This is a genomic window from Desulfitobacterium sp. THU1 (assembly GCF_038181555.1).
Classification (GTDB): Bacteria; Bacillota; Desulfitobacteriia; order Desulfitobacteriales; family Desulfitobacteriaceae; genus Desulfitobacterium.
In genome coordinates this window covers 74,365-87,501 of sequence record NZ_JBBWUA010000002.1, presented here as the reverse complement: position 1 = coordinate 87,501, position 13,137 = coordinate 74,365, and the positions used below count along the sequence as shown (strand labels likewise).

The following is a 13,137-nucleotide window of genomic DNA, read 5'->3' as shown; positions in this document are numbered from 1 at the left end:
TATGAAGGGGGGTAAGGAGATGTCAGATAATTTTGCTGCTGTTGGGATAGCACTTGTGGTGGCAATTGCCATTAACATGATTATGATGTTGATGCCCAAACTCTTAGCTCCAAAAAAACCAGTTCCAGAGAAGTTAACACCGTATGAAGGTGGTAACAAAACAATTGGACGTACCTGGTTAGGGTTCAAAAGCAATTATTTTCTTTATGCCCTTGTTTTTACGGCATTTGACGTAGAAACAGTCTTCCTGTTTCCTTGGGCGTTATCGTTCCGACAACTTGGAACCTTCGCTTTTATTGAAATGTTTGTATTCATCGTCATTCTCTTAGTTGGATTCTGGTATGCTTGGAAAGAAGGTGCATTAGAGTGGATGTAGCAAAAGAGAAAGAACTTCGCGAAGCCGAGGCGCTCATGGAAAAAAATGTTCTACTAACCAGTATTGATAAGCTCTTGAATTGGGGTCGTGGACATTCTTTTTGGCCTGTAACCTTCGGTTTAGCTTGCTGCGCTATCGAAATGATGGCGGCAGGTGGTCCGCGTGTTGACATCTCTCGTTTTGGATACGAGGTCTTCCGGGCATCACCTCGCCATGCAGATGTCATGATTGTCGCTGGAACATGTACTCGCAAAATGGCTCCCCTTCTGCGGATGATTTATGATCAGATGCCTGAACCCAAATGGGTTATTGCTATGGGCAGCTGTGCTAGCGCAGGTGGTCCTTTTGCGGATTCCTATTCCATGTTGACAGGAGTGGACAAAATTGTCCCGGTCGATGTTTATATTCCCGGCTGTCCTCCTCGGCCGGAATCCTTAGTATATGGGTTGCTTCAACTTCAACATAAGGTGAACCACCCAGATAAGGTGAGGTTATTGAAACATGGGAAATAATGATGTGTTAAGAAAACGTGTGGATGAGTTAGCAGCGCGTGTTAATGGCAAAGTCGAAGAGATGATCGACACTTTGGTACTTACTGTGCAGGGCGCTTATATTACAGAAACCCTTACAGCAGCAAAAAACTTCGCGGATGTACCATGTGACTTTCTCCACGACATCGCCGGAGTGGACAAGGTAACCCATATTGAAGTTGTCTATCAGATGACAAGCCTTCGTGGGCCACAAAAGCTGCGCGTTAAAGCGATCGTCGATCGCGAGAAACCGGTAATTGATTCTGTGACCCGAATCTGGGCAGGCGCCAATTTTATGGAGCGGGAAGCTTATGATATGTTTGGTATCCAATTCACAGGTCACCCGAACCTGAAACGGATTTATATGTGGGATGATTTCGAAGGATTCCCACTGCGTAAGGATTATGTCACAGAACCTGTGGAAGTTCGCAATACTATGCGTGTACGCAGAGATGATGAGTAAGGGGGTAAAACCATGTCAGAAATGTACCAAGAAGGAACAGAAGAACTTCTTTTAAACATGGGCCCCCAACATCCGAGTATGCACGGTGTATTTCGGATGATCGTTCGTTTGCAGGGGGAAACAGTAACAGGAATTGAACCAAAGATTGGCTACCTCCATCGTGGGTTGGAGAAGCTTGCGGAGAGTCGGACATATACTCAGTTTATTCCGTACACCGACCGCTTAGATTATCTTGCTTCACCACATAATAATATGGCCTATGTTCAGGCCGTAGAGAAGTTAATGGGAGTTGAGGTTCCCGAGAGAGCAGAGTATTTACGGATAATTTTTGCTGAACTAGCGCGATTCGCTAGTCATCAAGTGTTTATTGCCAGTGCTGCTTTGGATATAGCGGGCTGGACAGCGTGGGGATATCCTTTCCGTGATCGGGAGAGAATCCTCGATCTGTTTGAAATGACATCAGGTAGTCGCTTAACCGTCAATGCTATGCGGATCGGTGGCATGAGCTTTGATCCTACTCCAGAATTTTGGGCTGCCTTAGAATCGTTCGTAGATGATATGCCGGAAAAAATCGAAGAGTATTATAACATCTATCTTGGCAATGAAATTACCCAAGGCAGATTGAAGAATGTCGGAATTCTTTCTAAGGAAGCGGCAGAGAATCTTTGCATTACCGGCCCAGCCCTTCGTGCATCAGGAGTACAATACGATGTGCGTAAGGCAGAACCTTATGGAATCTATGATCGTTTTGATTTTGATGTCCCTGTACTTTATGGCTGCGATTCATTCGACCGAAACATGATTCGTTTCTTGGAGATGAACGAAAGCCTCAAAATTATTCGTCAAGCGATGCGGGATATCCCCGAAGGTCCGGTTATGGCGAAAGTACCCAAAATCATTAAGCCCCCTGTTGGGGAAGTGTATCACCGTGTGGAAAATCCCAAGGGTGAACTCGGTTTCTATATTGTAAGCAACGGAACACCGAAGCCAGAACGGGTGAAGATTCGGGCAGGCGCCTTTGTCAATCTTCAATGTTTAGAGGAAATCGGTGTTGGGACCTATATTCAAGACCTTATCTGTAGTTTTGCGTCATTAGATGCAGTACTTGGTGAAGTGGATAAGTAATACTCTCAACGAGGGGAGAATAAGATGGACGCTATAAATAATTTGCCAGTGAAAATTGCGGATGTGATCCGCGGTTTGTTCGCAGATCCTAACTCCATCTGGGCCGACCTCACTATGACTTTAATCGGGATGATTTTGGTCATTGTGGTCATTGTAGTTGCAGCACTTTTTCTAGTTATTTTAGAACGTAAAGTGGCTGGCTGGGCTTCGCAACGCCCCGGTCCAAATCGATTGGGTCCTCGCGGATGGTTTCAGACCATAGCAGATGCCCTGAAGCTCTTGGGTAAAGAAGATTTTACGCCAGGGAATGCTGACAAAGTAATGTATAAAATTGCCCCTATGTTTGTTTTTGGTATTCCAATTTTGACCTTGGCCATCGTGCCTTTTGGCTACGGAATGACGGTAATCGACTTAGAACTGGGAATATTCTTTTATCTGGGGGTCACCTCAGTATCTACCTTGGCATTCTTAATGGCCGGTTGGAGTTCTAATAATAAATATTCCTTAGTTGGTGGCATGCGTGCAGTTGCGCAAATGATCAGTTATGAAATTCCCTTGATTTTCTCATTATTGGGTGTTGTCATGCTGACTCAGACGTTCAACTTAACGAAAATCGTCGAGGCACAAGCTACAATTCCATTCATTTTCTTACAGCCATTAGCATTTATTATCTTTTTGATTTGCGGCCAAGCTGAAGTCAACAGAGCGCCGTTTGACCTTTTAGAGGCTGACCAAGAAATTATCGCCGGGCCCTTTACGGAGTATTCAGGTTTGCGTTGGGGATTATTCTACCTCGGTGAATATGCAAACTTGGTCGCTATGTGTGCCTTGGCTGCAACAGTCTTCTTAGGTGGTTGGCAAGGGCCGGCAATACTACCAGGTGTGGCTTGGTTCTGGTTAAAAGTAGGTCTATTGATTTTTGTTTCTATGTGGGTGCGTTGGACATTCCCACGGATTCGGATCGACCACTTGATGCATTTTGCCTGGAAGGTCTTGTTACCGCTCGCGCTTCTCAACATTTTGTTGACGGGTTTGGGGATTTATATCTATCAACTCGTGATTGGAGGGTGACAGAGTGTTAGGTAAAGGGTTATTTAAGGGTATGGGCATCACCATCAAAAAGATGCTCGGACCAAACATCACAGAATTCTATCCAGAGGTTTTACCAAATCTTCCTAAGACGGTTAGAAGCTCCATGGGATTGGAACCGGAAAAATGCATTTCTTGTTCCTTATGTGCAATGGCCTGTCCAAACGAAGTTATTACCTTAACCAGTGAAAAGAACGAGAACAACAAAAAAGTTCTTCAAACTTACCACATGGATGTTGGACGGTGTTTATTCTGTGGCTTATGCACAGAAGCATGTCCGACAAATGCACTTACCGTGACCCAGGAGTTTGAGAATTCGGTCTTCTATCCTGAGGATTTGGATTGGGATATGATCGCGCGTTCCAAACGCAATCGGAAGGAGGGCAACGAATGAGTACTATGGCGACCGTTGTGTTCTTCATTTTCGCCATAATCGCCGTGGCTTCGGCTTGGGGAGTTGTCACCTCGAAAAACATTGTGCACAGTGCCTTTTTCCTGGCACTTTCCTTTGCGGGAGTAGCCGTCCTGTATATTTTGTTAAACGCTGAGTATCTTGCAGCAGTTCAATTACTTGTTTATGCAGGTGCTATTTCGATTATGGTGATTTTTGCAGTGATGTTAACCTTAAGGGGAGATGTCGCGGATAGTAGTCCGGTGACCAAAAAATGGGCTTCTGGTGCTTTAGTCGGCTCCCTTGTGTTTATTCTTTTAGCTTTGGTGATTTTGACTCACAGTGATTGGCGTATTCTGGCCATGCCAGCTCTTGCCGGAGGGACGACTGTTGAGCTCTCCAAACTGCTTTTGACATGGTATATGGTACCCTTTGAAGCGGCAGCCATCCTGTTGACACTAGCGCTCATCGGGGCAGTGATTATCGCGAAAGGAGGGCATGAAAGCAGATGAGTATAAGCGTTGGGCTTGGATCCTATTTATTAGTTGGAGCGATGCTTTTTTGCCTAGGGCTCTACGGAGTTTTCGTGAAACGAAATATCATTGCTATTCTTATGTCTATCGAATTAATGCTTAATGCAGTCAATATTAATTTTGTGGCTTTTAGCCGGTTTGCCCCCTGGGCTGATCCTGGGACAAATCCACTGATTGGACAGGTTGCCGCAATCTTCGTGATTGTTGTGGCCGCAGCTGAAATTGCCGTGGGCTTGGCTTTAGTTATTGCCATTTACCGTAATCGCCGCACCACAAATGTGGATGAGTTCAATTGGTTGAAGTGGTAGAGAGTCAATGGAGAGGTAGGTGTTCAAGGAAATGAATGATCTTTTTCAATGGGCATGGTTAATCCCGTTTTTGCCCTTTCTGTCGTTTCTGCTCATAGCCTTAGTCACGAAGCGATCCAAAAGACTGTCCTCCACCATTTCAATATTGGCGATTCTTACTTCGTTGGGATTGGCCATTGGTATCGGTATTGGTGTAATTCAGTCCGGTTCGCAAGTCGTTGAAAACCCTGTGCTGACCACGGTGAATTGGCTCAGCATAGCTGGTCTTCAAATTGACTTTGGCACACTCATTGACCCAATGAGTGCGATGATGCTTTTTGTTGTTACTTTGGTAGCATCTATGGTTCAGATCTATTCGATCGGTTACATGCATGGAGACCCAGGGTTTTCACGCTATTATGCATTCCAATCCTTATTTGCTGCTTCCATGCTGGGCATGGTCTTAGCAACAAATCTGTTACAACTGTTTATCTTCTGGGAATTGGTAGGACTATGCTCTTATCTGCTCATTGGCTTCTGGTTCTTTAAGGTATCTGCTCGCGAAGCTGCGAAGAAGGCCTTTATTACCACCCGGGTTGGGGACTTTGGTTTACTCTTAGGAATCTTGTTCCTATACAACCAATTTGGCACCTTAGATTTCTATGGTCCTGGTTCCTTATCCGTTCAGATGGCGACGAGCTTTCAAGATTTTGCTCTGATCGGTGGGGTAAGTTATCTTACTGTCATGGCAGTCTTAGTCTTCATTGGACCCATTGGGAAATCCGGTCAGTTTCCTTTACATGTCTGGTTACCTGATGCCATGGAAGGTCCTACACCCGTCAGTGCCTTGATCCATGCCGCTACCATGGTTGTCGCCGGTGTGTACTTGGTTGCCCGGATGTTCTTCCTGTTTGATAACGCATCACCTTTTGCCCTGCAGCTGGTGGCAGGTATGGGAGCCTTTACGGCGATCTTTGCCGCGACTATAGCCATTGCTCAGGACGACATTAAACGGATTTTGGCCTATTCAACCTTAAGCCAATTAGGTTATATGATGTTCGCTCTGGGGGTTGGCTCCTTAACTGCTTCTATGTTCCACTTAATGACTCATGCTTTCTTCAAGGCCTTGATGTTCTTAGGAGCAGGTTCTGTGATTCATGCTCTCCATGAAAAGCAAAACATCTGGGATATGGGCGGACTTTGGAAGAAGATGCCGATTACCGGTACCACCTTCTTTATCGGTGTCCTAGCGATCTCAGGTATTCCACCTTTTGCTGGATTCTTCTCAAAAGACGAGATTTTGGCCGCAGCGCTGCATAATGGTCATCCCGTGATTTTTGCTGTGGGCTTGTTTACCGCATTTTTGACAGCCTTCTATATGAGCCGTCTTTTCTTCGTAGCCTTTATGGGCAAGGAAAAACCGGAGAATCATCCCCACGAATCTCCTTGGGTAATGACTTTGCCGCTGATCATTTTAGCATTCTTCAGCATCGTCGGCGGATGGGTTGCTTTACCTGAGCACAATTTTGGTTACTTTGTCCATTATGGTGAATTCCACCATGAAGGGATTGATTGGACGATAGCTTCTATATCTATCCTTGCCGGAGTTCTTGGTATCGGCTTAGCTTATATCACTTACGTGACCCGAGCTATCAAAGCTGAGAATGTAGTGGCACGTTTTCCTGGAGTCTATAAACTCCTCAAGAATAAGTATTATATCGACGAAATCTACCTCTGGTTCATCCATAAGGTTATGGATGGTATCGTTGCTAAAGTTCTTTACTGGTTTGACCTGTATATTATTGATGGCATTGTCAATGGGTTGGCATTCCTCACTCGCGGTTCTGGTCGTGTACTTCGCAAGACCACAACAGGTCAGCTACAAACTTATGCCTTAGTCTTCTTCTTTGCGGTCGTCGTCATCTATATTGTCTTTGCTCTAGGAGAAGGACAGCTTTCGACGCTTAATCCCGCAGCTATGCTAGGAGGTGTTAAGTAATGTCGACATTGGCGCTTCAGCCCGAAGTGGGCTCTTTGATTCTGCCATTGGCACTGTTAGCACCCATTCTAGCAGCACTCGTAATTGTCTTCCTTCCTAAGGAAGAGGGGAAAACGATTAAGTTAGTGGCAGCACTAGGTACTCTCACTTCCTTGTTGCTTTCGCTCTATGTATTCTTTGCATACGACCGCTCCTTGGCAGGTATGCAATTTAATCTAACGATTCCGCTCATTCCTGATATCGGTGTTAACTTAGCGTTCGGAGTTGACGGTATCAGTATTCCCATGCTCCTACTCACGAACTTGATCGCGTTTACAGCGGTGTATTCTTCTTGGAATATTGACAATCGTGTCAAAGAATTTTTCGTTCTACTTTTAATATTGGTTGCCGGAGTTATGGGAACCTTTATTGCTCGCGACTTGTTTATCTTCTTCCTTTTCTATGAAATCGTGGTTATCCCTATCTATATCATGGTTATCATCTGGGGAAGTACGAAACGAGTGTCCAAAGAATATGCGGGTATGAAATTGACCATTTACCTTTTGATTGGATCTGCCTTCTTGCTCGTAGCGATGGTTTCCATTTGGGTTAATGCTACGAATCAGTTTGCGGCCATGGGTCAAGGACCAACCTTCATGTTTGATCAACTGGCAAGGCTCCAGTATGATGAGACCTTCCAGATTATCATCTTTGGTCTCTTAACCTTTGGTTTTGGATCATTGATCTCCATGTTCCCCTTCCACTCTTGGTCTCCCGACGGTTATGCTGGCGCTCCTACAGCAGTCAGTATGATCCACGCTGGGGTCTTGAAGAAAATAGGTGGCTACGGCTTAATTCGTCTAGGACTGTTGTGCTTCCCTATCGGAGCGAAGTTCTGGGCGCCAGTGATTGCGGTTTTAGCTCTTGTTAACGTTCTTTATGCTGCGTTCATTGCTTTAGCACAAAAAGACCTCAAGTATGTTGTCGGATACTCATCCGTCAGTCACATGGGATATGTCCTGATCGCCATTGCGGCCTTGAACGTCACCAGTGTTACGGGTGCAGTAGCCATGATGTTCGCTCACGGTGTCATGTCAGCTCTCTTCTTCTCCATGATTGGTTTTATCTACGAGAAGACCCATACCCGGAATGTTGTTGAACTCGGCGGGCTGGCCCATCAGATGCCACGTCTGGCTGTTGGGTTTTTGATTGCAGGTATGGCTGGTCTTGGCTTGCCAGGAACTGTGAACTTTATTGGAGAGTTTACCATTTTCATTGGTACAGTTAAGACTTTACCGGTCCATGCGATTGTCGGGGTTGCCGGGATTATCATCACTGCAGTTTATTCCCTTCGCCTTATTGCCAATGTCCTATTTGGACCACGTCGTAAGGAATGGGATCATTTGAAAGACCTCCACGGTCCGGAGTTAGTTCCGTTGGTCATCTTGGTCTTTGTCATAATCATAACGGGTGTATTCCCGAACACCGTACTGCAACTGATCGACACCGGGGTCCATTCCTCAGGATTAGCCAAGGTGCTTGAAGTCGTGACTCAGGCGAAGATTGGAGGGTTGTTCTAATGGTGACTTTTGAATTATCTTTACTCACAACAGAAATCATTATGGCAGTCCTTAGCCTTGGCTTATTTGCAGTAGGGCTCATCCTCCCACGTGGTTCAAGAAAAGGCATGTTTCCTCTCACGATATTTGCCATATTGGGGACCCTTGCTTATGCTCTCTATGATTTCTTCTATGGGGGGAATGCAGCATTCCTCAACGGAATGTATATGCATGATCAATTTGCAGGTTTCTTCAAGATTCTCTTCTTAGTGGCGGCTCTGCTTGTTGTACTTTCAACAAAATCCTATGTTGCCAAATTTCAAGCGTATCGCGGAGAGTTTTATCCTTTGCTGCTGATTGCTATTTTGGGCATGATGCTTATGTCTGGAGCAGGGGATCTAATCACGATGTATGTGGGCTTGGAGCTCATGACCATCACCTTCTATATTCTTGTAGCTTATCATCCCAATGATCCAAAATCCTCGGAGGCAGGTATTAAGTATTTAGTCTTGGGAGCTACTTCCTCGGCAGTGCTTCTCTACGGCATCAGCCTCATCTATGGATTGACAGGATCCACGCAGATGTTTGCAGTGGCTATGGCTCTGGGTACAGATGTCAACGCGGTGACAATTCTTGCAACCGTGATGCTGCTCGCTGGATTCGGCTTCAAGATTAGTTTAGTTCCTTTCCATATGTGGGCACCGGATATTTACGAAGGAGCTCCTTCCCCGGTAACTGCCTTCCTAGCAACAGCTTCCAAAGCAGCCGCTTTCGCAGCCTTGGTGAGATTCTACCTCTTGATGATGTATGGTCAATCCTTCGCTGAAACTGGGCTGGTTCTACTCCTTATTTTGGCTGCTTTGACTATGATTATCGGTAACTTGATGGCTTTCCCACAGAAGAACATTCAACGCTTGATGGCGTACTCGGGGATTGCTCAAGCGGGTTACATCATGGTTGGTATCATTGCAGTGGCCATTCCAACGGTTTCGGTCTTTGTGGATGGTATCAAGGGTGTGCTCTTCTACCTGATGATTTATGTCGTCGCCAACTTAGGTGCCTTTGCAGTCATTACTCATGTGGCTCAAAGTCAAGGTAGCACGGAGATTAAAGACTATTCCGGTCTTGCCAGACGCTCGCCACTCGCCGCGGCTGTGCTCACTATATCTTTCCTTTCCTTGGCTGGTATTCCACCACTTGCAGGGTTTGTGGCTAAATTCTATCTCTTCTCGGCGGTGGTCAATCAAGGTTTTGTTTGGATTGCAGTGATTGGTTTCGTGATGAGTATGATCTCAGTCTACTACTACTTGTCCGTCGTTAAGGTCATGTATTTGGGAGACGGTGAAGGATTGCCGGAGGCACCTGTACATGGTGCAGCTAAGTTTGGCATGTTGTTGTCCATGATTGTAACCGTCATTTTGGGAATCTATCCTACACCGCTTGCTCAAATGGCTATTACAGCGGCAGCAAGTTTGGTAAAATAGATTCTTATCAGTAGAAATAGTTTTACAGGAGCCTCAGCATTTGCTGGGGCTCTTTTATTTATGCAGTCTTAGTACTTCCTTCACTAATACATGAAAAATATCTTTGTCTGGATCTAGTAGCTTATCCACAGTGAAATCGCTCTCTACTGTATGTTAAGCTACGCTCACGGGCCATTTTTCTGGGTAGAGATTTTGGAACATTAGGACAGGCAGGGAAAGGAGACTAGTTTGGAGAAGGTAAGAACAGATGAAAGAAAGCAAAACAAATGATAGTAAACTGGGATTCACGTTAAGCATCAATCTGGGGTAAAGATAGGCAAAGAAAAGAGGAGTCGCAGGTGAGTGAACAGAGAAGGAACCTAGGGATGTTTGGAGAGGAACTCGCTGTTAAACATATTATGCAAGCCGGACTGACTATTCTTGACCGTAACTATCGCTGTCCTATGGGAGAAATGGATATCATTGCTCGAGAAGGGGAGACTGTCATTTTTATAGAGGTTCGGACACGCACCACCGGTAAACGCGGCTGGGGTGAAGAAAGTATAACCCCGCAAAAAAGGGCTAGACTGAATCGTATCGGGACCCATTTTTTAAAATATCACAACTATAAAGGCTGGCCTCCCCTGCGCTTTGACTTAATTGCCATACGTATCCCGGATCAACCGGACAATCCTGCGGAAATGTTGTGGATCCGTGGTATTTAGGAAAAAGTATCGTATTTGTAAGAATATAGAGGTATGATAAAATGCATATAGAGGACTATGCTTAAGGAGGACAGCTATGAATCCGATATTAGTAATCGATGATGAAGAACGCATTCGCCATTTAGTGCGTATGTACCTCGAAAGAGAAGGATATAGTGTCGATGAGGCTGACAATGGGCGTGAGGCGCTCGAGAAAATTCAAAAAAAGGAATATGCTTTACTCATTATCGATCTCATGATGCCTGAGGTCGACGGATGGAAAGTATGCCGAGATGTTCGGGAGAAATCCGATATACCCATCATCATGCTAACAGCTCGTGGAGAAGAGTTTGACCGGGTTTTGGGATTTGAATTGGGTGCAGATGATTATTTAGTCAAGCCCTTTAGCACCAAGGAGCTAGTAGCGCGGGTTAAAGCCCTTTTAAGGCGTTCCGGGGGTAACATAACGGCTAACTCTTCTGATTTAGTCTATGGATCTTTAAAAATTGAGAAGGATAAGCATCGTGTGTCCATCGATGAAGAACAGATTACTTTTACCCCTAGGGAATTTGAGCTCTTGTACTTTCTGGCGAAAAATCCCAGTCGTGTATTTTCCAGAGAACAACTTATGGAGACGGTTTGGGGCTATGATTTCTACGGAGATGCACGGACGGTGGATACCCATGTTAAAAAAATCAGGGAAAAACTGGCAGATCCCAAAATTAGAGGCATGCTTGCAACAGTGTGGGGTGTAGGCTACAAATTTGACCCCGAAGCAATTAATGAATAAGTGAATTTTGAACTCGGAAAGAGGAGAAAAAGTTGAAGTTTGAACTTCGTCCGCGTAGTATCAGTATGAAATTATGGGCTGCCATTACCACTTTTATTCTCGTAGTTTTAGGTGGTTTAGGGGTAACCATTACTCTACTATTCGGTGATTTTTATTTTCAGCAAACTTTAGACACTTTAGGTGACGAGGTCAAGGAAATATCCCATTACCTTGGCGATCAGCCTAATTGGTCGCAACGCTTATTTGCTATCGATGAAATCCGCTTATCTTCAGATACTCAAATGGTTGTCATTGACCGCTATAGTGAGATTATTGCTATCAAAGGGGAGAATGTCGGAGCGAGCTTTGGTACGAATGACCGTATTGGTTGGGGTGATGCTTCTGGCGAGATGAGCTGGCTGATTCGTTCCTTATACCCATCCGATTTTTTAACTCAATCAGATATAGCTGAAGTATTAGGCGGAAAAGTAATCACCATTAAGGCCATTCCTCGGAATCAGACGGGTCAAGCTATGTTAATCGCGGCGGCGCCTATCGGGGATCCTAGCGAAGCCATTGTGGTATTGGGAACCTCACCGGCCCCAGTTCAAGCTAGTATAGATGCGTTTCGTCGCATGACCTTATATGTTTCCCTGGGGGCGGTTGTATTAGCGACTCTCGTCAGCTTGATTTTCGCACGCCAATTTACCCGTCCCTTAGCCCTCATGCAAAAAGGAGCCAGTCAAATGGCTAACGGTGACTTCCAACCGATCACCGGAGTCAGAAGTCGTGATGAGTTGGGTGAACTCGCCAACGCATTGAACTCCATGGGCGAAAGTCTAAAAAACCATATGACCTGGCTTTCTGAAGAGAGGAATCTCTTGCTGGGGATTGTGGAAGGGATTAGTGATGGAGTAATTATGCTTGATGATGAAGGTGGTATTCTCTATTGTAATGAACCGGCGAAGGCCATTTGGCAGGGGGCAGGGCAAGAAGAAGAGTTATCCACGCGAAAAGGACAGCTAATGGTCTTTTTGCGCGAATTTATGGGTAACAGCGACCTTGACCAAAAGATGCATTTTAATTTAGGGACCCAAGTTCTTCAGGTAGCGATGGCCACAACTCAGTCAGAAGATGGTAAGCAAGGTTATGTGGCAGTGCTGCGAGATATTACGGCATCCTTACGAGCTGAAAAGGAACGGCGTGACTTTATGGCCAGTGTCACCCATGAATTGAGAACTCCACTCCATCTCATCCAAGGATATTTAGAAGCGATTCAAGATGAGGTTATCCCCAAGGAGGAGCAATCGGAGCATATTGATTTGGTATTGGAAGAAGCTAAGCGCTTAGCAAAGCTGGTTATGGAGCTTCAGGAACTGGATCGCTTTGATAACTGGAGAAACTTTGACAAGAAAGAGATCGATTTGGCTAGCTTTCTCCAAGAGCTACGCTATCGTTTTCAAGGGCGGTCCGATGATTTAGGTATTCACCTAGAGATTGAGACCGGCTCAGGGGTTATCTTTGCCAACCGAGACCGGCTGCTGCAAGTCTTCATTAATCTGATGGAGAATGCCTTCCGTCATACCCCTGTAGGCAAGTGCGTACGAATTAAGATTAAGGAATGTGCTGAACGGATTCAGTTCAGCGTCGAAGATGAGGGGGAAGGTATTCCTGATTCAGCTCTACCGCACATTTTCGAACGATTTTACCGAGTGGATAAATCGCGCTCACGCAAAGAGGGTGGTATGGGCTTAGGACTATCCATTGTGGCGCTCATCGTTGAAGCCCATGATGGTGAAATTAGGGTTGAAAGTGAAGTCGGTAAAGGAACCACCTTTAAAGTTATCCTGCCTAAGTAATAATAATAGTA

Annotated in this window: 14 protein-coding genes; all 14 read left to right on the top strand. The window is 45.3% G+C overall.

Going from position 1 to position 13,137, the window contains the following annotated elements; all coding sequences use genetic code 11:
- Window positions 1-19 precede the first annotated feature (19 nt).
- On the top strand, window positions 20-376 hold the full coding sequence (locus AAC978_RS02675) for an NADH-quinone oxidoreductase subunit A (RefSeq protein ID WP_341546431.1): 357 nt from the start codon (window positions 20-22) through the stop codon (window positions 374-376).
- Window positions 367-888 carry a NuoB/complex I 20 kDa subunit family protein gene (locus AAC978_RS02670; RefSeq protein WP_341546430.1) on the top strand — a complete coding sequence of 174 codons (522 nt, stop codon included), beginning with the start codon at window positions 367-369 and terminating at the stop codon, window positions 886-888. Before AAC978_RS02675 ends, AAC978_RS02670 begins: the two co-directional genes overlap by 10 nt.
- A complete protein-coding gene (locus AAC978_RS02665; RefSeq protein ID WP_341546429.1) occupies window positions 878-1,369 on the top strand; it encodes an NADH-quinone oxidoreductase subunit C in 492 nt (163 codons plus the stop codon). The genes AAC978_RS02670 and AAC978_RS02665 overlap by 11 nt, the downstream gene beginning before the upstream one ends.
- A gap of 12 nt (window positions 1,370-1,381) precedes the next feature.
- Window positions 1,382-2,494 carry an NADH-quinone oxidoreductase subunit D gene (locus AAC978_RS02660; protein ID WP_341546428.1) on the top strand — a complete coding sequence of 371 codons (1,113 nt, stop codon included), beginning with the start codon at window positions 1,382-1,384 and terminating at the stop codon, window positions 2,492-2,494.
- Between the two features lie 24 nt (window positions 2,495-2,518).
- On the top strand, window positions 2,519-3,565 hold the full coding sequence (gene nuoH, locus AAC978_RS02655) for an NADH-quinone oxidoreductase subunit NuoH (RefSeq protein WP_341546427.1): 1,047 nt from the start codon (window positions 2,519-2,521) through the stop codon (window positions 3,563-3,565).
- A gap of 4 nt (window positions 3,566-3,569) precedes the next feature.
- Window positions 3,570-3,977: a NuoI/complex I 23 kDa subunit family protein gene (locus AAC978_RS02650; protein WP_341546425.1), complete on the top strand. Its 408-nt coding sequence runs from the start codon at window positions 3,570-3,572 to the stop codon at window positions 3,975-3,977.
- Window positions 3,974-4,486, top strand: coding sequence for an NADH-quinone oxidoreductase subunit J family protein (locus AAC978_RS02645; protein WP_015263021.1), 513 nt, complete (start codon window positions 3,974-3,976; stop codon window positions 4,484-4,486). The genes AAC978_RS02650 and AAC978_RS02645 overlap by 4 nt, the downstream gene beginning before the upstream one ends.
- On the top strand, window positions 4,483-4,815 hold the full coding sequence (nuoK, locus tag AAC978_RS02640) for an NADH-quinone oxidoreductase subunit NuoK (RefSeq protein ID WP_015263020.1): 333 nt from the start codon (window positions 4,483-4,485) through the stop codon (window positions 4,813-4,815). Before AAC978_RS02645 ends, nuoK begins: the two co-directional genes overlap by 4 nt.
- A gap of 19 nt (window positions 4,816-4,834) precedes the next feature.
- A complete protein-coding gene (gene nuoL, locus AAC978_RS02635; RefSeq protein ID WP_341546424.1) occupies window positions 4,835-6,793 on the top strand; it encodes an NADH-quinone oxidoreductase subunit L in 1,959 nt (652 codons plus the stop codon).
- Complete coding sequence (locus tag AAC978_RS02630) at window positions 6,793-8,352, top strand: complex I subunit 4 family protein (protein ID WP_015263018.1); 1,560 nt, start codon at window positions 6,793-6,795, stop codon at window positions 8,350-8,352. The genes nuoL and AAC978_RS02630 overlap by 1 nt, the downstream gene beginning before the upstream one ends.
- Complete coding sequence (locus tag AAC978_RS02625; RefSeq protein ID WP_341546423.1) at window positions 8,352-9,815, top strand: NADH-quinone oxidoreductase subunit N; 1,464 nt, start codon at window positions 8,352-8,354, stop codon at window positions 9,813-9,815. Before AAC978_RS02630 ends, AAC978_RS02625 begins: the two co-directional genes overlap by 1 nt.
- A 338-nt stretch (window positions 9,816-10,153) precedes the next feature.
- Window positions 10,154-10,519 (top strand): YraN family protein, encoded by a 366-nt coding sequence (locus tag AAC978_RS02620; protein ID WP_341546422.1) that lies wholly within the window; start codon window positions 10,154-10,156, stop codon window positions 10,517-10,519.
- Window positions 10,520-10,595: 76 nt separating this feature from the next.
- Window positions 10,596-11,288, top strand: coding sequence for a response regulator transcription factor (locus AAC978_RS02615; protein WP_341546421.1), 693 nt, complete (start codon window positions 10,596-10,598; stop codon window positions 11,286-11,288).
- Window positions 11,289-11,320: 32 nt separating this feature from the next.
- Window positions 11,321-13,126, top strand: a complete 1,806-nt coding sequence (locus AAC978_RS02610) for an ATP-binding protein (RefSeq protein WP_341546420.1) — start codon at window positions 11,321-11,323, stop codon at window positions 13,124-13,126.
- The last annotated feature ends 11 nt before the right edge of the window (window positions 13,127-13,137 follow it).

What these genes read in the sequence shown, in the direction of transcription:
- AAC978_RS02675 (WP_341546431.1), top strand. Translation starts at nt 20, where the DNA reads ATGTCAGATAATTTTGCTGCTGTTGGGATAGCACTTGTGGTGGCAATT.
- AAC978_RS02665 (WP_341546429.1), top strand. Translation starts at nt 878, where the DNA reads ATGGGAAATAATGATGTGTTAAGAAAACGTGTGGATGAGTTAGCAGCG.
- AAC978_RS02660 (WP_341546428.1), top strand. Translation starts at nt 1,382, where the DNA reads ATGTCAGAAATGTACCAAGAAGGAACAGAAGAACTTCTTTTAAACATG.
- nuoH (WP_341546427.1), top strand. Translation starts at nt 2,519, where the DNA reads ATGGACGCTATAAATAATTTGCCAGTGAAAATTGCGGATGTGATCCGC.
- AAC978_RS02645 (WP_015263021.1), top strand. Translation starts at nt 3,974, where the DNA reads ATGAGTACTATGGCGACCGTTGTGTTCTTCATTTTCGCCATAATCGCC.
- nuoK (WP_015263020.1), top strand. Translation starts at nt 4,483, where the DNA reads ATGAGTATAAGCGTTGGGCTTGGATCCTATTTATTAGTTGGAGCGATG.
- AAC978_RS02630 (WP_015263018.1), top strand. Translation starts at nt 6,793, where the DNA reads ATGTCGACATTGGCGCTTCAGCCCGAAGTGGGCTCTTTGATTCTGCCA.
- AAC978_RS02625 (WP_341546423.1), top strand. Translation starts at nt 8,352, where the DNA reads ATGGTGACTTTTGAATTATCTTTACTCACAACAGAAATCATTATGGCA.
- AAC978_RS02615 (WP_341546421.1), top strand. Translation starts at nt 10,596, where the DNA reads ATGAATCCGATATTAGTAATCGATGATGAAGAACGCATTCGCCATTTA.